At 58.3% G+C, this 18,251-nt stretch carries 17 protein-coding genes and 1 riboswitch; of the genes, 8 read left to right on the top strand and 9 right to left on the bottom strand.

Annotation, left to right across the window (positions count from 1 at the left end; genetic code table 11):
- Window positions 1–2: 2 nt before the first annotated feature.
- From atzF to QRN24_RS03360, 8 genes are all read right to left on the bottom strand, one after another.
- Window positions 3–1,802, bottom strand: coding sequence for an allophanate hydrolase (gene atzF, locus QRN24_RS03395; RefSeq protein WP_284942337.1), 1,800 nt, complete (start codon window positions 1,800–1,802; stop codon window positions 3–5).
- Window positions 1,799–5,401 carry an urea carboxylase gene (uca, locus tag QRN24_RS03390; protein ID WP_106504011.1) on the bottom strand — a complete coding sequence of 1,201 codons (3,603 nt, stop codon included), beginning with the start codon at window positions 5,399–5,401 and terminating at the stop codon, window positions 1,799–1,801. The genes atzF and uca overlap by 4 nt, the downstream gene beginning before the upstream one ends.
- 152 nt (window positions 5,402–5,553) lie before the next feature.
- On the bottom strand, window positions 5,554–6,186 hold the full coding sequence (locus QRN24_RS03385) for an urea amidolyase associated protein UAAP2 (RefSeq protein WP_032678057.1): 633 nt from the start codon (window positions 6,184–6,186) through the stop codon (window positions 5,554–5,556).
- 11 nt (window positions 6,187–6,197) lie between these two features.
- Entirely contained in the window at window positions 6,198–6,905 is a 708-nt protein-coding gene (locus QRN24_RS03380) for an urea amidolyase associated protein UAAP1 (protein ID WP_032679675.1), read from the bottom strand.
- A 13-nt stretch (window positions 6,906–6,918) separates the two neighbouring features.
- Entirely contained in the window at window positions 6,919–7,695 is a 777-nt protein-coding gene (locus tag QRN24_RS03375) for an ABC transporter ATP-binding protein (RefSeq protein WP_032678056.1), read from the bottom strand.
- Entirely contained in the window at window positions 7,692–8,507 is an 816-nt protein-coding gene (locus QRN24_RS03370) for an ABC transporter permease (protein ID WP_014169869.1), read from the bottom strand. The genes QRN24_RS03375 and QRN24_RS03370 overlap by 4 nt, the downstream gene beginning before the upstream one ends.
- Before the next feature lie 17 nt (window positions 8,508–8,524).
- On the bottom strand, window positions 8,525–9,583 hold the full coding sequence (locus QRN24_RS03365; RefSeq protein ID WP_014169868.1) for a putative urea ABC transporter substrate-binding protein: 1,059 nt from the start codon (window positions 9,581–9,583) through the stop codon (window positions 8,525–8,527).
- 57 nt (window positions 9,584–9,640) lie between these two features.
- A riboswitch (guanidine-I (ykkC/yxkD leader) is annotated at window positions 9,641–9,739 on the bottom strand.
- A gap of 216 nt (window positions 9,740–9,955) precedes the next feature.
- Window positions 9,956–10,408, bottom strand: coding sequence for a MarR family winged helix-turn-helix transcriptional regulator (locus QRN24_RS03360; RefSeq protein WP_106504010.1), 453 nt, complete (start codon window positions 10,406–10,408; stop codon window positions 9,956–9,958).
- Between the two features lie 71 nt (window positions 10,409–10,479).
- On the opposite strand from QRN24_RS03360, the gene QRN24_RS03355 reads away from it, so the two are divergent.
- From QRN24_RS03355 to clcB, 8 genes are all read left to right on the top strand, one after another.
- Complete coding sequence (locus tag QRN24_RS03355) at window positions 10,480–10,770, top strand: DUF1330 domain-containing protein (protein ID WP_032678054.1); 291 nt, start codon at window positions 10,480–10,482, stop codon at window positions 10,768–10,770.
- A gap of 106 nt (window positions 10,771–10,876) precedes the next feature.
- A complete protein-coding gene (locus QRN24_RS03350) occupies window positions 10,877–11,500 on the top strand; it encodes a glutathione S-transferase family protein (RefSeq protein WP_032678053.1) in 624 nt (207 codons plus the stop codon).
- Window positions 11,501–11,656: 156 nt separating this feature from the next.
- Window positions 11,657–12,400 (top strand): YoaK family protein, encoded by a 744-nt coding sequence (locus tag QRN24_RS03345; RefSeq protein WP_032678052.1) that lies wholly within the window; start codon window positions 11,657–11,659, stop codon window positions 12,398–12,400.
- 273 nt (window positions 12,401–12,673) lie between these two features.
- Window positions 12,674–13,384, top strand: a complete 711-nt coding sequence (osmY, locus tag QRN24_RS03340; RefSeq protein WP_032678051.1) for an osmoprotectant ABC transporter permease OsmY — start codon at window positions 12,674–12,676, stop codon at window positions 13,382–13,384.
- An 18-nt stretch (window positions 13,385–13,402) separates the two neighbouring features.
- On the top strand, window positions 13,403–14,302 hold the full coding sequence (gene osmX, locus QRN24_RS03335; RefSeq protein WP_014169861.1) for an osmoprotectant ABC transporter substrate-binding protein OsmX: 900 nt from the start codon (window positions 13,403–13,405) through the stop codon (window positions 14,300–14,302).
- An 8-nt stretch (window positions 14,303–14,310) separates the two neighbouring features.
- Entirely contained in the window at window positions 14,311–14,958 is a 648-nt protein-coding gene (gene osmW / locus QRN24_RS03330; RefSeq protein WP_014169860.1) for an osmoprotectant ABC transporter permease OsmW, read from the top strand.
- Window positions 14,958–16,106 carry an osmoprotectant ABC transporter ATP-binding protein OsmV gene (gene osmV, locus QRN24_RS03325; RefSeq protein ID WP_284942336.1) on the top strand — a complete coding sequence of 383 codons (1,149 nt, stop codon included), beginning with the start codon at window positions 14,958–14,960 and terminating at the stop codon, window positions 16,104–16,106. Before osmW ends, osmV begins: the two co-directional genes overlap by 1 nt.
- A 168-nt stretch (window positions 16,107–16,274) precedes the next feature.
- Window positions 16,275–17,585, top strand: a complete 1,311-nt coding sequence (gene clcB / locus QRN24_RS03320) for a voltage-gated ClC-type chloride channel ClcB (protein ID WP_042866465.1) — start codon at window positions 16,275–16,277, stop codon at window positions 17,583–17,585.
- On the opposite strand, the gene bioD is transcribed toward clcB, so the two are convergent.
- Window positions 17,520–18,215, bottom strand: coding sequence for a dethiobiotin synthase (bioD, locus tag QRN24_RS03315; RefSeq protein ID WP_014169857.1), 696 nt, complete (start codon window positions 18,213–18,215; stop codon window positions 17,520–17,522). The two genes, clcB and bioD, sit on opposite strands and share 66 nt — an antisense overlap.
- Window positions 18,216–18,251 lie beyond the last annotated feature (36 nt).

The raw sequence follows: 18,251 nt of genomic DNA, 5'->3' as shown, positions 1-18,251 counted from the left end.
GCTCACTGTTTCCGGGCAAGCCAGGCTCTCCAGCCACCAAATTCCGTGATATCCCGTGCCCCCTCCAGGCCATACGCCTCGCAGATAAACCCGGTCAACCACCGTCCGTCCTGCAGCTCGATTTTTCCCAGCCCCAGAGGTGCGGGGATCCCGGCGAGAAACGACCCCACTTCGCTGTGCGGTAGCTCCCAGACTTCGACCGCAATCCCGGCCCCCTGGTCTGCCACCCGAACCATTCCGGGACGTTTACCGTCCGCCAGCGCATACAGACGGTAATAAGGTGCGCTGGTGGTCGCGTCTACAAGGCGTGCTCCGCGCTCACGTAACTGAACATTGAGCGCCAGACCGTCCATATGCGCACCGCAGACCACTATCCGCAGGCGGTCATGGGTTGCGGTGCAGGTCGGCGCGTCGTCCAGCATGGCACGATTGCCCGGTAACGTTAATTTTGTGTGACGTTGTAACGCATCGGCCAGACTGAGCAGATACTGATCGGTAAACGCGCGGCCAAACAGCGTGACGCCGGATGGCAGCCCATTGTTCATTTCACCGACCGGAACCGCTACGGCGGCATAGTCGAGCAGGTTCATAAAGTTGGTATAGATGCCCAGCGCCGAGTTGCTTTTAACCGGTTCATCGGCCAGCTCAGCCAGACTCACCGGGCGGGGATACGTCGGGATTAATACGCAATCCAGGTCGGCCATCATGGCATCGCACTCGGCTTTATACCGCTGGAGTTTGTACTGCGCGTCAAACGCCGCCACCGCAGTGGCTGCAGGCGCGTTTTGCAGGACATCACGGATAACCGGCAGCACCGCGTCGGGCTGGCGTTCAATCAGCGCACCCGCGAGGTGATAACGCTCGGCGACCCACGGGCCGTCATAGAGCAGTTTCGCGGCCGCCAGAAACGGTGCAAAGTCGAGAGTCACGGGCACGCCACCCAGCGCGATAAGCACCGTCTTTGCGCGGTGATACAGCGCCTCGCTTTCTGCACAGCCGAGAAACTCGAGCGTCTCCGGCACGCCAAAGCGAAAGCCCGCGGCAGGGACACCAAAAGCCTGCGGGCCGTTCCACGCCGGGTTGGACCGGCTGTATTCGTCACGCGGATCCTGTCGCGCCGTGAGTGCCAGCAGCTGGCTGGCCTCTGCTGCCGTCGCGGTGAAAAACGTGACGCAGTCCAGCGTGCGGCAGGCAGGCACAACCCCTGCCGTGGAGATGAGTCCTTTGGTTGCCTTGAGGCCGACCAGATTATTCAGCGAGGCCGGTACGCGCCCGCTGCCGGCCGTGTCCGTTCCCAGCGCGAAGCTCGCCAGACCCAGGGCGACCGCCAGCGACGACCCCGCGCTGGAGCCACCGGACGGGTAATCCGGATGAACGCTGTTACGACATGAGCCATACGGCGAACGCGTACCGTTTAAGCCGGTAGCGAACTGATCGAGGTTAGTTTTCCCCAGAGGAATCGCCCCCAGCGCAATCAGCTGCGAAACTATCGTTGCATCCTGCTCTGCCCGATACGCAAATGCCGGACAGGCGGCGGTGGTGTCGATACCTGCCAGATCGATATTGTCTTTGATGGCAAAGGGCACGCCGAACAGCGGCAGCGTGTCCGGCGCTACGCCCTCCAGCGCGGCAAGGTACGGCTCCAGCTCTTCAGGGGTGAGCAGATAAATAAAAGCGTTAAATGACGGGTTCAGCGCCAGCGCGCGCTCGCGTAATGCCGTTATCACCTCACGCGGGGCGATCTGGCCTTCACGGTAGGCCTCTGCCAGCACAGAGAGACGTAAATCATAAAGAGGCTTCATGCTGTTTTCTCCAGAACGACCACGCACTGGCCCGCCCGCACCGACGACCCCGGCTGGACACGGACCTGACTGACCACGCCGTCCTGAGTGGCAACTAACGGGATTTCCATTTTCATCGACTCCAGCACCACCAGCACATCGCCTTCGCGCACGATGTTGCCGACCTCAACGTTCACCTGCCACAGGTTGCCGGCAACCGGGCTTTCAACACCGGATTCTCCCGACCGTAACGGCACGTCGTCACCGTCATCCGTCGTTTCGTCGCTGCTGTCAAAATGCGCCTGCCCGCCCGCTATCCAGCGCTCACGCTCGGCGTTAAACGCCGCCTGCTGATGCGCACGGAATGCCTCAATCTCAGGTGCTTCGTCAGCCAGAAACTGCTGATACTCCGCCAGTTTCAGCGTGGTGTGTTCAATACGCAGCGGATAACGCCCCAGTGGGAAATCCCGGCGGATGGTTTGCAACTCCCCGGCTGAGACCGGATAAAAGCGAATTTGATCGAAGAAACGCAGCAGCCAGGGCTTGCCGCCGAAATCCTCTATCGTGCGATAGCGATTCCACATCTGCAGGGTTCGCCCCACAAACTGATACCCGCCCGGCCCTTCCATACCGTAGATGCAGAGGTATGCCCCGCCAATGCCCACCGAGTTCTCCGCCGTCCAGGTGCGCGCCGGGTTGTATTTGGTGGTCACCAGACGGTGTCGCGGGTCGAGCGGCGTGGCCACCGGCGCGCCGAGGTAGACATCCCCCAGCCCCATCACCAGATAACGGGCGTCGAACACCGTTTTATACACTTCATCAATGTTAGCCAGATCGTTTATGCGACGGATAAACTCCAGGTTACTCGGGCACCACGGCGCATCGCGGCGCACGGTGGTCATGTATTTGTCGATGGCTTTCTGACACGCCGGATCGTCCCAGGAGAGCGGCAGCCAGACGATGCGCGATGGCACGTCCAGCGAGTCCTGGTCACAAACGCCCTGCCACAGCCCGGCGATCACCTCCAGCAGGCTATCCAGGCGCAGCGTTTCCGGCTGATAATGAATTTGCAGGGAGCGGATCCCCGGCGTGAGATCGATAACGCCTTTCAGCGCCCGGTCCTCCAGCGCCTGCATCAGCGCGTGGCCGCGAAAACGCAGCACCAGATCCAGCTCTGGCTCGCCAATCTCCAGCAGCAGATGGGTATCACCCGACACTCTCGCCACCAGACGTTTATCGTCAGTCCCCTGCGTCAGCACAATCGGTGAGTCCAGACCGGCAGGTTGCCACATGACAGGTTGCGGGGTCAGGCTGGCGATTTGGCGCTCCTGCGCCTGCGCCAGCCGTCGCGCGGTGGCAATATCCACCGGCACAAAGCGAACGTAATCTCCCGCCTTCAGTTGCCCTACCGCGTGCAGATCGGCCTCGATGATGGTAACCGGACAGACAAACCCGCCCAGGCTTGGGCCATCCGGGCCGAGGATCACCGGCATATCGCCGGTAAAATCCACCGCGCCGATGGCATACGGATTGTCATGAATGTTCGACGGATGCAGGCCCGCCTCGCCGCCGCTGTCGCGAACCCATTCCGGTTTCGGGCCAATCAGGCGTACCCCCGTCCGGCTGGAGTTGAAATGCACCTCCCATTCGGTGGCGAAAAACGTCGCGATGTAATCCGGCGTGAAATACTCCGGCGCACCGTGCGGGCCGTAAATCACCCGCAGTTCGCGCACCGCGTCCAGCCTCGTGTGCAGCGCCTGCGGCAGCGGCGCGTCCGCAACCGGCTCGATTAACGGCGCCAGGTGCAAAATGTCACCGGTACGGAGCGCCCGTCCGGCGTGCCCCCCGAACTGCCCCAGCGTGAAGGTGCTTTTACTGCCCAGATATTCCGGCACGTTAAACCCGCCGCGCAGGCAAAGATAGCTGCGCACGCCCGCACCGCGGATCTCTCCCATACGCAGCGTCATGCCCGCACGGACGCGAAAAACGTGATTATTGGCCAGCGGTTCACCGTCCAGCGTGAGCGCAATTTCAGCGCCCGTCACCACCAGCTGCGCATCGCAGTTGAATTTCAGCGTCGGGCCGCTGAGGGTGATCTCAAGCGCGGCGGCATCGTCTTTATTGCCCAGCAGACGGTTACCCAGACGCAGCGCCAGGCTGTCCATTGGCCCGGATGGCGGAACGCCAACCGCCCAGTAGCCTGTGCGTCCCGGGTAATCCTGCACCGTGGTCTGCGTACCGGCGCTGAGCACCTCCAGCGTGGACGCCTGGTACATCAGGTGCTCAAGACAGCGGGTCCAGGGCTCACCTGCGGCAAACGGCGCGAAGGTCAGGATCTGCTGCAGATAATTGCGGTTGGTTTCAACGCCATAAATACGGGTCTCCCCCAGCGCGGTATGCAGCACGCGGATGGCGGCTTCGCGTGTCGGCTGCCAGGCGATCATTTTGGCTAACATGGGGTCAAAAAACGGCGGGACTTCGCATCCGGCCTCAACCCAGCTGTCGATGCGCAGCGTAACGCGGTCATCGGGCGGGAAAGCCACGTCGGTGAGCAGTCCCGGTGAAGGCTGGAACTGGCGGCCCGGGTTCTCGGCATAGATCCTGGCCTGAATGGCATGCCCCTTCGGTTTCAGGGTGTCACGCAGTGTCGCCAGTGGCGGCAACGTTCCGGCGGCAAGTTCGATCATCCAGCGCACCAGATCCACGCCCCACACCTGTTCGGTCACGCCGTGCTCCACCTGCAAACGGGTATTCACCTCAAGGAAGTAAAAGCGGGCGGCGTCGCTGTCATAAACGAATTCAACGGTGCCCGCGCTGCGGTAGTTGACCGCTTTACCCAGCGTTATCGCCGCCTCGCACACTGCCTGCACCATGCCCGCCGGCAGGTTTGGCGCAGGCGTCTCCTCCAGCACTTTCTGGTTACGCCGCTGCACAGAGCAGTCGCGCACGCCGAGGGCAATCACCTCGCCCTTGCCGTCGCCAAACAGCTGTACTTCCAGATGACGCGCCCGCTCGATGTACTTTTCGATAAATACACCCGCGTCGCTGAAGTTATTTTTCCCCAGACGCACTACCGCATCGAACGCGTCACGCAGCGCTTCTGCGTCATAGCAGACGCGCATACCGATACCGCCGCCTCCCGCCGTGCTTTTCAGCATCACCGGATATCCCACCCCGGCGGCAGCGTTGACGGCCTGGTTAACATCGGCCAGCAGGTCGGTGCCCTCCAGCATCGGAACACCGTGCGTTTTCGCCAGCGCGCGAGCGGTATGTTTTAGCCCAAACAGACGCAGCTGTTCCGGCGTGGGGCCCACAAAGGCAATCCCCGCGGCGTCACACGCTTCGGCGAACGCGGCGTTTTCCGAGAGAAAGCCGTACCCCGGATGAATGGCCTGTGCCCCGCTGGCTTTCGCGGCGGCGATGATCTTCGTGCTATCCAGATAGGTATTCGCCGCCGGGCCATCGCCCAGACTCAGCGCTTCATCGGCCTCGCGAATATGCAGGCTGCTGATATCCGCCTCGGAATAGACTGCCACACCACGGATTTTCATGGTGCGCAGGGTGCGTAAAATGCGGCAGGCTATCGCCCCGCGGTTCGCAATCAGGAGTGTCGTCAACATAGGTCAGACTCAATCGTGGCGGGTCGTCCCGCCGAAAATCGGCTCACCCATGGTCGTCCATGGGGGAAAAAGCGGTTACGGCAGAATGCGTCCGGCACGGACTTCAAACAGGCGGTACAGCGCCTGGCGCAGTCGCTGCCAGCGGGTGGGCGTCAGTTCCATACCAGCACCTCAGCAGGCGTTGGGTTCCAGCCGTTGCAGGGGTTATTCAGCTGTGGACAGTTGGAGATCAAGACAATGACGTTACACTCGGCGCGCAGGTCGACGTATTTCCCCGGCGCGGAGATACCATCTTCAAACGTCAGCCCGCCCTCTGGCGTCACCGGCACGTTCATAAAGAAATTGATGTTGGCCGTGATGTCGCGTTTTTGCATACGGCCATCGTGCAGACAGGCGCAGAGGAAGTTATCGCGACAGCTGTGCATATGGCGTTTATCGAGGGCGTATCGCACGGTGTTGCTCTCCTGGGCGCAGGCCCCGCCGAGGGTATCGTGACGCCCGCAGGTATCGTCGATAATGGTCAGCAGGGGGTTACCGAGGCTGGAGTACAGGACGCTGCCACGCGTGAGATAGGCGTTGTTCTGACGGCGCAATGTGCGCTGCGCATCGTAACGTTCACGCGGGTTATCGGCATTGTAGAACAGCGTGTCGACCGCCTGGTTACCTTCCAGGTCGAGCAGGCGCAACGTCTGCCCTTGTTTCACCTCGAACAGGTACGGTTCACCTGCCGGGATCACGTGGCGAAATACCGCGTCTTGCACATGCTTTTCAGAGATCATGGTCATTTTACTGCTCCTTACAGGGCGAAAAGCCGGGTATTGGTCATGGCGCGTTCGTTTTCCGGGCGCGTCAGAAGCGCGTTAACGGCCCCCTCTTCATCCTCAGCCTGTCGCCAGCTCAGCGCGACCGGTCGTGGGGCATATTCCCGGGACGGATCCATCGGATGCTGCAGCGCGGTCATCACCACAAGCGTGTCCATGGGCGCGTACAGCTCCACGTAACTGCCCGACTGCGAATAGCCGCCGTGGAAGGTGAACTGACCGCGGTCATCGACGGTGACTTTGCTGAAGAAGTTGACCACCATCAGCAGATCTTCGAGATTGAGATCCCACTTCCCCATCTCCACCAGCAGGTTGTCCGTTCCGTTTCGGTAAAACCCGTTGCGCAGTTCCTGATAGCGTCCCTGGCCATACTTTTCAGTCACCTCGGCGGCGTTCAGTACGCCGCCAAACGGGTCATGCCAGCCGCAGGTATCTGCGGTGATGCCTGCCAGCACGCGTCCCATGTCGGAGTAAAAGCAGTGTCCGGCGGTAAGACGCGCGGTGTGCTGGCCTTTCAGGGTGTCGGGCAGGTTCAGACGTTCACTTTTCTCGTGCGGATTCAGCATCAGCAGGCTGACGTTTGCTCCACCTTCAATGTCGGTCATACGCAGGATCTGCCCGCGCTTAAGCACAAACGAGAGGTGACCGCCGCCGGGCAGGATCTCTTCGCGTAACATGGTCATGGTATTCACGGTGTTAACCCCTTAATGCATAAACGTTATCGGGAGCCGTTCCACTCAGCGCGGAGAGCCGCGTCTCGTTGAGCGGAATGTCGTAGGTAATACGGGCGCCAAAGGCGTTGGGCGCCTGCGGGTCGAGGCGCACTTTGTCGAACACCAGTAAGCGGGTGCCGAGGTTAAAGCCTTCCGAAAGATCGTGGGTGACCATAAAGACAGTCATGCGGGTCTCCCCCCACAGCTGAAGCAACAAGGCGTGCATATCTTTACGGATACCCGGATCCAGGGCGCCAAACGGCTCATCCAGCAGCAACACGCGCGGCTGCATGATGAAGGCCTGCGCAATGGCTAAACGTTGCTGCATACCGCCGGAAAGCTGGGCCGGGTATTTGTGCATCGCATGCCCGAGACCAACTTTTTCCAGCATCCCGGTAGCCCGCTCACGCGCCGCCCGTTTCTTTGCGCCAAACAGGCGCCCGAACAGCGGCGCTTGCGGCAGTTCGAGCCCTATGGTGACGTTATCCAGCACGCTGAGATGCGGGAAAACGGAGTAGCGCTGAAACACCACGCCTCGGCTGCTGTCCGGCTCGGCGCGCAGCGGTTTACCGTCGAGCGTAATGGACCCTCGGCTTGGCGCTTCCTGACCGAGCAGCAGGCGCAAAAACGTGGATTTTCCGCAGCCAGAGGCCCCCACCATTGAGCAGAACTCGCCCTCTTTCACCAGCAGATTGAGGCGCTCCAGCACCACGTGGTCGCCGTACTCCTGCCAGATATTGTTGATGGTGATAAAGCTCATGCCTTCCCTCCTTCCGCCCAGGGAAACCAGGTTTTATGTAACTGGCGCAGGGCCAGATCCATCAGCCAGGCCAGCAGCGTGATCCACAGGACGTACGGAATGATCACATCCATCGCCATATAGCGGCGCACGAGGAAAATGCGATAGCCCAGCCCGGCGGTTGAGGAGATGGCCTCTGCCGAAATGAGAAACAACCATGCCGACCCCAGCAGCAGACGCAGCGAGGTCAGCAGCCGCGATAACAGCTGCGGAAGTACCACGCGCAACACCAGCGTCCAGCTGTTGGCACCCAGCGTCTGGGCTTTGATCAGAATCTCCGGTGGGATTTCGCACGCGCGATGCTCCAGATCGCGCGCCAGCATCGGCGTGATGCCGATGACAATCAGCATCACTTTCGACAATTCATCCAGCCCGAAAACGATAAATAGCACCGGCAGGATCGCCAGCGGCGGGATCATCGACAGCACCGTCATCAGCGGCGAGAGCGACGCGCGCCACAGCGGGAAAACACCGGCGGTGACGCCAACACAGAGGCCGATGATCGAGGCGATGACCAGCCCCGTCAGAAGACGGGCAAGGCTCACCAGCGTATCCACCCAGAACAGATAGTCACCGCTGCGTTTATCCGGGGTAAACGCCATGCGTGATAGCGCGTCCAGCATCTGCTGCAGGCCAGGCAGCAGCTTGTCCTGCGGGTTAGCCTCCAGCCTGACCGCGGAACCGAAAAAGTATGCGGCCAGCAGCAGGACGAAAGGCAGCATCACGAGCATCAGCCGCATGCCGGGCGTGGGATGGCGATTAATTTGTCGCATGGATGTTCCGTCCGTTATCACAGCGTGCCGGCAGCGGCCATTTTCACGAAGCTGTCGTCAAAGCGCAGCTTCACGTTGCTGGCATCGCCCTGGGTGACATTGCCCGGGAAGCGCATGCCGATGAAATCCGCGCTTTGCGCCCCATCGCCCAGCAGCCCTTTATCGAACGAAAACGTGGCTACGCGCTGCATGGTTTTCGCCAGCTCCGGCGACGTTAAAAAGGCAATATTGTCCTGCGGGGTATAGAACAGGTGGGTTGTTTTCAGCTGCGCCTGATAACCGGCCAGATCGGTACCGGAGGCGGCGGCCATTGCGTTGAGCACGGTGGCATCCTGCGCTTTCATCAGCCCCATCATCTCGTACCATGCGCCGGTTAATGCTTTGCCAAGCGCCGGGTTGTCTTTCAGGGTTTCGCTGTTGACCACCATCATGTCGATAAGCTCACCCGGTACCTGAGAGGAGCTGAACACTTCTGTTGTTTTTGGCGTGCCTTTGATGACCGACAGCTGCGGGTTCCAGGCTACCGCCGCCTGCACATTTGCCGTGCCAAAGGCGGAGACGATATCCGCGTCAGACGTGTTTACCACGGTGACGTCTTTTTCGGCCAGGCCGGCTTTTTCCAGGCCGCGCACCAGCAGATAGTGGGAAACAGAGAGCTCAGGCAGGTAGACTTTCATCCCTTTCAGGTCGTTGAGCGTTTTGCCCTCGCCCTTCATCACCACGCCGTCGTTGCCTTCTGAATAGCTGCCAAGGATCAGCGCCGTGGTATCAACGCCGCCCGCGGCCGGTATGGTCAGCGCATCCATATTGGTCATGGTGCAGCCGTCAAACTGGCCCGCAGTGTACTGGTTGATGGATTCGATATAGTCGTTGAGCTGAACAACGTTGATTTTGATGCCGTATTTATCGGCCCATTTATCGATGATTTTGCTAGTGCTGAGGGTGCCCCAGGGCATCCAGCCGGCGTAGATGGTCCAGCAGACGTTGAACTCTTTCTTCACCGCAGCAAAGGTGGGGAGACTGACCAGCATCGCCAGGGAGAGTACCAGGGTGCGGAATAATGGCGTTTTCTTCATGCTTGACCTCTGAGTGGCACAAAATTAGGGGGCAGCGCGACACCTTCAGGTGCTGCTGTCTCCCGGGCTTTTGTCCCGCCGTGTAACCTCTCAGAGGTCGCCAGCTCTTGGACCAGTCATTCACCGCAGTGAACCGGAACCCTAGCCAGCTATTTTTCAAATTGTGGTGTGCTGCCCTTCAGTGTTAAGCGTTGCAAGGGATATGCCAGAATTTTTTATGTTAATTATTAAACTGTTAAGTCTGCCTGTGCAGGCTGTTTCACCGTTTTGGTGAGACACTGCGAGTTGAGTGCACCGTGCTGGTGCTCTTTGGGATGACGCGTGGTGCTGACTGCGTTGCCCACAGAACGTGTCTGCGACAGCAGGAAAGGCTCAACATGATGTGCTGGTTTTTGCCAGGTCTTTCATCATCGTCGTCGTCAGGCTGAGCTGCTCGCTTCCCATTTTACGTGACAATTCCTCTCTTGCGGACTGCCATACGGGGATCACGGATGTCAGAAGCGCCCACCCCTGCGCGGTCAGGCTAAGTTGTTTTCCACGGCGTCCGCGCCCCCCCGTTGATTCAATAACCCCACGGGACTCCATAATCCGTATGTTTCGGCTCAGTGTGGTTGCATCCACCCCGGCCTTTGATGCAAGCCCTGCCACCGTTTCATTTACGCCACCGCCGATCCCCACCAGCAGGCTGAACTGTTCTGCCGTCAATTCATAAGGTCTGAAGCAGGCGTTGTAATAACGCGTAATAGCCCGTGCTGTTGCACGTGCCTGATACGCCGGACAGGTCTCGGGGATGGTTTTTAGTAACGCCAGATCAACAGTGTTCATACTTTACGCTCGACAGATACGGTGAGATAAAATAGTGTATATACACTATTAACGCTATTCAAGGTATCATGATGCCCGCATTTATCCATATCAATTTACGTGTTATCGACCCTGCACGGCAGGCCAATCTTGCCCCTCGCTTCAGACTGGCACTTGAAGAGGCCGGCGGCAAAATTCTGCATTTTGGTCCTGTTGTCGAACTCCTTGAAGGCGATGAAGAACCGCTACCCTTTGCTGGCATTTTTGAGTTCCCTTCACTGCAGCAGGCGCTGGCGTTTTACCATTCGGAAAAATATGCCCCGATCAAAGCTGAACGCCAGCTGGCACAGCAGGCAAAAATGTTCGTTGTCACCACTGACTAAGCGTTTCGTTTCCTTGCCTGCGGTATCGTTTCCAGATTTCTCCACCCGTTCGCCAGAACCGGTGTAGAGTTTTTAAACACTGCATCTCTAAAAGGACACCGGCATCATGTTAAGCATCCTGGGCAAGACAACCTCGATCAACGTACGTAAAGTGCTCTGGACCTGCGAAGAAGCGGGTATCGAGTATCACCAGGAAGACTACGGCAGCGGTTTTGCCTCCACGCAAACCGCTGCCTTCCGCGCCCTGAATCCCAACGCCATGGTTCCCGTGCTGCTCGATGACGAGTTCGTCCTCTGGGAATCTAACGCAATCTGCCGTTATCTGGCCCGTAAAGCCGGCCGTGAGGATCTCCTGCCAACGGAACCGCAGGCCTGCGCCAACGTCGAACGCTGGATGGACTGGCAGGCAAGCGAATTCAACAATGCCTGGCGGTATGTCTTTCCGGCACTGGGACGCAATAACCCGGACTATAACGACCCGGAGCGTATTGCCGCCGGAATTAAAGCGTGGAACCACTGCATCGCTATTCTGGAGGAGCAGTTGCAACGCACTGCAGCCTATACGGCGGGCGAGGTGTTTACCCTTGCAGACGTGGTACTTGGTCTTTCGGTGAACCGCTGGAAAATGACGCCATTTGATAAGCCTGATGTGCCGGCAATTAACGCCTGGTTCGAACGGCTTAATCTGCGACCGGCATTTTTACGTCACGGGAATAACGGTATGGTGTAAGTTTTTCAGCCCACACACATTCAGCAAGGATATTTTATTTAATTACAAAACCCTGAATGCGGTTATCAGGAATAATAATTAAGCAATATCCTGGACAGCCCCTTGCACCGCTTTGCTAGCCTGAATAGTCAGGCAAAGCTCAACCCGGAGGTATTCTTGCTGATTAAACTCAAAAAAGAACGAACGCATCAGGAGGATCGCCTGCTCGCACTCTGGCTGGCGACCTCAGCAGGCTTGCTCAACGCCATCGCCCTCGGGGCATTTGGCTTTTTTCCCTCCCATATGACCGGCAATACCTCCCAATTATCCAGCGAAGTTTCCTCTACCGATCTGAATGATATTTTGTTCTTTGGCGCCATTATTCTGTCTTTTGTTGCCGGCGCAATCATGGCCCGTATCATCGTGTTATGGGGGGTTATCCATAATATCAGGCTGGTTTTTTGCCAGATACTGTTGGTCGAGGGATTATTACTGACCGGCGTTTCCTGTTACGAGATGTATTTCCATGCCCTCACGACTAACCGTGAAATTATTATCTTTCTTTGTGGTCTGATGGGGATTCATAATTCAACGTCGACCCAGCTTTCCGGCGGCCGGGTAAGATCAACCCATATTACCGGCACGCTGACGGACGCGGGAATATCCCTGGCCTCGGTCCTGGTGGCGATGCTCCGCCGGGATTATTCCAAAGATACGGCAGCGCAAAAAAGTCAGCTCAAAACCCACTTAACCACCATTTTCTCGTTTATTACCGGCGGTATCGCCGGGCTGATCCTGTTCAGGTGGATTGGGTTTAACGCCATGCTGGCGCTTGGGGTGATGCTCGTCGTTGTCGCCGCCTTTTCCATCATCAGCACCTCAGTGCGCGTTCGCCGGGTGCGCGCCGCCTTCAGCCGATAATGAGGGTCGCAGGCGTGAGGAGACGCTCACGCCATGTGACACTGTCACATTTTAAATTACGCTTTAGGACAATTCTGTCTGCCCCACAGCCAGCCCTTGCTCCATAAGGCTTAACCTAAGGTTGTCACTAATTTCATAGGGTTACTGATTTTCCCCCTTCGCTGGAACCCATCCCAAACGCTTGCTATAGGTCATCTACCCCTGCCGAAACATGGCATAACAACAGGCAACCCGTGGTTGCTATAACGCATGCGCACAGGGAGACACATCGCAATGCACCCATTACTCACACGTTCGCTGCTTTTTGTCGGCGCCATTATTGTGGTCGTTGCCCTCCTCACCTGGGGAATTGGGCTGGATACAATTAAGGCGCGTCAGGTTGACCTGATTTACCTCGGGCAACAGCATTTAATCCTGGTATTCTCCTCCATGTTCTTTGCCCTGCTGATGGGCATTCCCAGCGGCATTTTGTTGAGCCGCCCGTCAGCACGCGGTATCGCTGAATACGTGATGCAGATCTTTAACGTTGGTAATACCCTGCCGCCGCTGGCCGTTCTGGCGCTGGCAATGGTGGTGATTGGTATCGGTGATACGCCTGCGATTATCGCCCTGTTCCTCGCCTCGCTGCTGCCGATAGTGCGAAACACCTATGCCGGACTGTGCTCGGTTCCGGCGTCGTTACTGGAAGCGGCTAATGGCATTGGGATGACGAAATGGCAGCGTCTGCGCCAGGTCGAACTTCCCAACGCCTGGCCGGTAATGCTCTCCGGGATCCGCATTGCCACCGCCATCAACGTGGGTACCGCCCCGCTGGCCTTCCTGATTGGTGCCAGCAGCTACGGCGAACTGATTTTTCCCGGTATCTACCTCAACGACTTCCCGACGCTGATCCTCGGCGCGGCGGCCACCGCCCTGTTTGCTCTGATCCTCGACACCCTGCTGGCTGCGCTGGGTCGCGTGATGAGTCCACATCTCGCTCGATAACAATAACAAGGAGCTTTTATGAGACTGATATCCAGCCTGACGGCGCTGTGTGCCGCGGCACTGTTCACCAGCCAGGCGATAGCGGCCCCGCTGATCCTGGCGACCAAGAGCTTTACCGAGCAGCACATTCTCTCGGCCATGACCGTCCAGTATCTGCAAAAAAAGGGGTTTCAGGTCCAGCCACAGACCAATATTGCCACGGTCATTTCCCGCAACGCGATGATCAACAAACAAATTGATATGACCTGGGAGTACACCGGCACGTCGTTAATCATTTTTAACCACATCAACAAGCGCATGTCGCCACAGGAGTCTTACGAGACGGTGAAACGCCTGGACGCGAAGCACGGTCTGGTATGGCTCAACCCCGCCGATATGAACAATACCTACGCCTTCGCCATGCAGCGTAAACGCGCCGAAGCAGAACACATCAACACCATGTCTGAAATGGTCGCAAAGATTGAGCAGATCCGTAAAACCGATCCGGATAAAAACTGGCTGCTGGGTCTGGACCTCGAATTTGCCGGACGCAGCGACGGGATGAAACCGCTGCAGGCGGCATACAACATGGAACTGGATCGCCCGCAGATCCGCCAGATGGACCCGGGCCTGGTCTATAACGCGGTGCGGGACGGTTTCGTCGATGCCGGGCTTATCTATACCACCGACGGGCGGGTAAAAGGCTTCGACCTGAAGGTGCTGGAAGATGATAAAGGCTTCTTCCCGAGCTATGCGGTCACTCCCGTGGTGCGTAAAGATACCCTTGACGCCAATCCGGGTCTGAAAGAGGCGCTGAATACTCTCTCCGCCCAGCTCAATAACGACGTTATCACCGAACTGAATAAGAAGGTGGATATCGACCATCAGTCACCGCAGCAGGTCGCCCGTGATTTCCTGCGTAGCAAACAGTTGCTGTAGGAGGCGCTATGGAGACGATTCACTACATTCTGGATAACTGGGACTATCTGTTAACCCTGACGCTGCAACACCTGTGGCTGGTGGCGCTGGCGGTTGGGCTAGCCATACTCATCGGCGTCCCTCTGGGGATTTTGATTGTCCGCCACAAATGGCTGGCGACGCCGGTGCTGGGGATTGCCACCATCGTGCTGACGATACCGTCCATTGCGCTGTTTGGCCTGATGATCCCGCTCTTTTCGCTGATCGGTCAGGGCATTGGTGCCCTGCCCGCTATCACGGCGGTGTTTCTCTACTCATTGCTGCCAATTGTGCGTAACACCCATACCGCGCTGGACAGCCTGCCGCCGGGCCTGCGTGAAGCCGGACGCGGTATCGGGATGACCTTCTGGCAGCGTTTGCGCTGGGTTGAAATCCCGATGGCATTGCCGGTGATTTTTGGCGGTATCCGCACCGCCGTCGTGATGAACATCGGCGTGATGGCCATTGCCGCAGTGATTGGCGCTGGCGGCCTTGGCCTGCTGCTGCTTAACGGCATCGGCGGTAGCGATATTCGTATGTTAATTGCGGGTGCGCTGATGATCTGTCTTTTAGCGATTGTGCTCGACTGGCTGCTGCATCGTCTGCAGGTCGTTCTGACTCCAAAGGGGATACGATAATGATAAAACTGGAAAACCTCACCAAACAATTTTCACAGAAACACGGCCAGAGCGTTAAGGCCGTCGACAACGTCAACCTCAACGTGCCTGAAGGGGAAATGTGCGTCCTGCTCGGCCCGTCAGGCTGTGGGAAAACCACCACCCTGAAGATGATTAACCGTCTGATCGCACCAAGCAGCGGCACGATCCTGATTAACGGTGAAGACACCAGCGGGATGGATACCGTGACCCTGCGCCGCAATATTGGCTACGTTATTCAGCAGATTGGTCTGTTCCCAAACATGACCATTGAGGAAAACATCACCGTGGTGCCGCGCATGCTGGGCTGGGATAAAGCCCGATGTAAAACCCGCGCTGAAGAGCTGATGGATATGGTGGCCATGGACCCGCATAAATTTCTCAACCGCTATCCGCGTGAAATGTCCGGCGGTCAGCAGCAGCGTATCGGCGTGATCCGCGCCCTGGCGGCGGATCCTCCGGTACTGCTGATGGATGAACCGTTCGGTGCGGTGGACCCGATAAACCGCGAGGTGATCCAGAACCAGTTCCTGGAGATGCAGCGTAAACTGAAAAAGACCGTGATGCTGGTCAGCCATGACATCGACGAGGCCCTGAAGCCTGGGGATCGTATCGCCGTCTTCCGCCAGGGGCGTATTGTCCAGTGCGCCAGCCCGGACGAACTGCTGGCAAAACCGGCGAACGAGTTCGTCGGCTCGTTTGTCGGTCAGGACCGTACGCTCAAGCGTTTGCTGCTGGTATCGGCAGGTGATGTCACCGACCAGCAACCGACCCTCACCGTGCGGGGCTCTACCCTGCTTTCTGACGCCTTTGCGATCATGGATGACAACGATATTCGCGCCATTACCGTCGTGGACGATCGGGGTAAACCGCTGGGCTTTGTGAAGCGTCGGGAAGCGCGTAATGCCAGCGGCACCTGTGCCGATATCCTGCATCCGTTCCGTATGACCGGCAAAGCGGAGGATAACCTGCGCGTGGTGCTTTCACGGTTGTATGAGAGCAACACCAGCTGGATGCCGATTGTCGACGAAGAGGGCCGCTATAACGGCGAGATCTCACAGGATTATATTGCCGAGTATCTCAGCTCCGGCCGTACGCGCCGGGCGCTGAATATTCACAGCGAGAGTTAAGCGAAAACACTCCGCCGGGCGGGCCAGACGTATGGCGCTGACCTGCCCGGCGACACGCTCCCCCACAGCGCATTTGCTCAGGCCGACACGGTTCATCGCACGCATACCTTTTGCTAACCCCGCGATTTCCCCTCACAATATTGTATCTCCCACGTTTAATTGCGGCCCATGCAACGTCTTCACGCTTATCCCGACATCCGCGCGATGTTTCGCAGACTTCTGATTGCCACCCTTACCGGCATACTGGCCGCGCTGGCCGTCGCGGTGTTCCGCCACAGCATGTATCTGCTGGAGTGGCTGTTTCTCAGTAACAACAGCGGCAGTCTGGTGAATGCCGCGGCGGCGTTATCTCCGTGGCGTCGCGCGTTGACGCCCGCGCTGGGAGGGCTGGCGGCGGGGTTACTGTTGTGGGGATGGCAGCGGCTTACGGCGCAACGTCCTCATGCGCCGACAGATTATATGGAAGCACTGGAGACGGGCGACGGCCAGTTTGATTATGGCTCGAGCCTCGTAAAATCCCTTGCGTCACTGCTGGTTGTCTCCAGCGGGAGCGCCATCGGCCGCGAAGGTGCCATGATCCTGCTTGCGGCGCTGGCCGCCTCCTTTTTCGCCCAACGCTTTACGCCGAAATCCGAATGGAAATTATGGATTGCCTGCGGAGCCGCGGCCGGGATGGCCAGCGCCTATCACGCGCCCCTGGCCGGCAGCCTGTTTATTGCCGAAATTCTGTTTGGCACGCTGATGCTGGCCTCGCTCGGGCCGGTGGTGATTGCGGCGGTGGTAGCCCTGCTTACCACGCGACTCTTAGCGCCCGGTGCCGGTACGCTCTATGACGTCCATCTGAGTGGCCTACTCAGTGCGGCAGATTATGGCCTGCTTGTCGCGACAGGCCTGCTGGCGGGACTGTGCGGACCGCTGCTGATGTGGCTTATGGCGTTCAGCCATTCGTTATTTCTGCGTCTCAGGCTCTCGCCGCCCTGGCAACTGGCGCTCGGCGGAGCGATCGTCGGGCTGCTGTCGCTCCTGACGCCTGACGTGTGGGGGAATGGCTACAGCGTGGTTCAGGCTTTTCTGCTCGCCCCACCGCTGCTGTCCGTGATAGCAGGTGTATTTATCTGTAAATTGCTGGCGGTACTGGCAAGCAGCGGTTCTGGCGCGCCGGGCGGGGTTTTCACACCGACGTTGTTTGTCGGCTTGGCCACAGGAATGCTGTTTGCACAACTCTTCGGGCTGTGGTTTCCGGGATCTGAAACGGTGATTTTGCTGGGGCTGGCAGGCATGGCGACGTTACTCGCCGCGACGACCCATGCGCCCATTATGTCTGCGTTGATGGTCTGTGAAATGACCGGGCAGTATTTTTTGCTGCCCGGTTTGCTGATTGCCTGCGTGATCGCGTCCGTCTTGTCGCGGACGTTACGCCACGACTCGATCTACGGACAACATGCGACCGAGGGAAGAGAGATCGATGTACTGCGCTAATTCACGCTGTTCGGCACGCGGCAGATAAGGCAGCTCGCCCACCAACGGTCCCGGCAGTTTTTTGCTGAGCACGTCGATGATTTCAGCGTAGTGCGCCAGGCCCGGGTTGATACGGTTTGCGACCCAGCCAATCAACGGCAATCCGTCATTGGCAATCGCCTGCGCCGTCAGAAGCGCATGGTTGATGCACCCTTCCTGAATACCGACCACCATGATCACCGGCAGTTGCTCCTGCACCACCCACTCAGAAAGCGGGCGCAGATCGTTCATCAGGCTGCGCCATCCGCCGGTACCTTCCACCACGACATGGTCGGCCATCTCGCTCAGGTTCGCCAGACCGTCGGACAACAGGGTGTAATTAATCAGACCGCTGTGCGCCACGCTGCTTTCATCTTCGCTTAAGGCAATGGGATTGATCGCGTGATATGGCAGTTCCAGTGACGAGACGCTTTGTAACACCAGGGCGTCTTTATTCCGCAATCCTTCGGGCGTCTCTTTACTGCCTTTTGCGACCGGTTTGTACCCTGCAACGCGTTTACCGCTTGCTGCCAGAGCCTGTAGCAACGCGCGGGATACAACGGTCTTGCCGACAGAGGTATCTGTACCCGTAACAAAGAAACGCTTAAGCATGACTCATTCCACCTCTTGGGTATGCTTCGAAAATAT

It is taken from the genome of Enterobacter sp. MEB024 (assembly GCF_030209635.1).
GTDB lineage: Bacteria > Pseudomonadota > Gammaproteobacteria > Enterobacterales > Enterobacteriaceae > Enterobacter > Enterobacter ludwigii.
The sequence above is the reverse complement of the archived record's forward strand: the minus strand, read 5'-3'. Positions and strand labels throughout refer to the sequence as shown.

Coding starts and splice junctions, on each gene's coding strand:
- atzF (WP_284942337.1), bottom strand. CDS start 1,802: ATGAAGCCTCTTTATGATTTACGTCTCTCTGTGCTGGCAGAGGCCTAC.
- uca (WP_106504011.1), bottom strand. CDS start 5,401: ATGTTGACGACACTCCTGATTGCGAACCGCGGGGCGATAGCCTGCCGC.
- QRN24_RS03385 (WP_032678057.1), bottom strand. CDS start 6,186: ATGACCATGATCTCTGAAAAGCATGTGCAAGACGCGGTATTTCGCCAC.
- QRN24_RS03380 (WP_032679675.1), bottom strand. CDS start 6,905: ATGACCATGTTACGCGAAGAGATCCTGCCCGGCGGCGGTCACCTCTCG.
- QRN24_RS03375 (WP_032678056.1), bottom strand. CDS start 7,695: ATGAGCTTTATCACCATCAACAATATCTGGCAGGAGTACGGCGACCAC.
- QRN24_RS03370 (WP_014169869.1), bottom strand. CDS start 8,507: ATGCGACAAATTAATCGCCATCCCACGCCCGGCATGCGGCTGATGCTC.
- QRN24_RS03365 (WP_014169868.1), bottom strand. CDS start 9,583: ATGAAGAAAACGCCATTATTCCGCACCCTGGTACTCTCCCTGGCGATG.
- QRN24_RS03360 (WP_106504010.1), bottom strand. CDS start 10,408: ATGAACACTGTTGATCTGGCGTTACTAAAAACCATCCCCGAGACCTGT.
- QRN24_RS03355 (WP_032678054.1), top strand. CDS start 10,480: ATGCCCGCATTTATCCATATCAATTTACGTGTTATCGACCCTGCACGG.
- QRN24_RS03350 (WP_032678053.1), top strand. CDS start 10,877: ATGTTAAGCATCCTGGGCAAGACAACCTCGATCAACGTACGTAAAGTG.
- osmY (WP_032678051.1), top strand. CDS start 12,674: ATGCACCCATTACTCACACGTTCGCTGCTTTTTGTCGGCGCCATTATT.
- osmX (WP_014169861.1), top strand. CDS start 13,403: ATGAGACTGATATCCAGCCTGACGGCGCTGTGTGCCGCGGCACTGTTC.
- osmW (WP_014169860.1), top strand. CDS start 14,311: ATGGAGACGATTCACTACATTCTGGATAACTGGGACTATCTGTTAACC.
- osmV (WP_284942336.1), top strand. CDS start 14,958: ATGATAAAACTGGAAAACCTCACCAAACAATTTTCACAGAAACACGGC.
- clcB (WP_042866465.1), top strand. CDS start 16,275: ATGCAACGTCTTCACGCTTATCCCGACATCCGCGCGATGTTTCGCAGA.
- bioD (WP_014169857.1), bottom strand. CDS start 18,215: ATGCTTAAGCGTTTCTTTGTTACGGGTACAGATACCTCTGTCGGCAAG.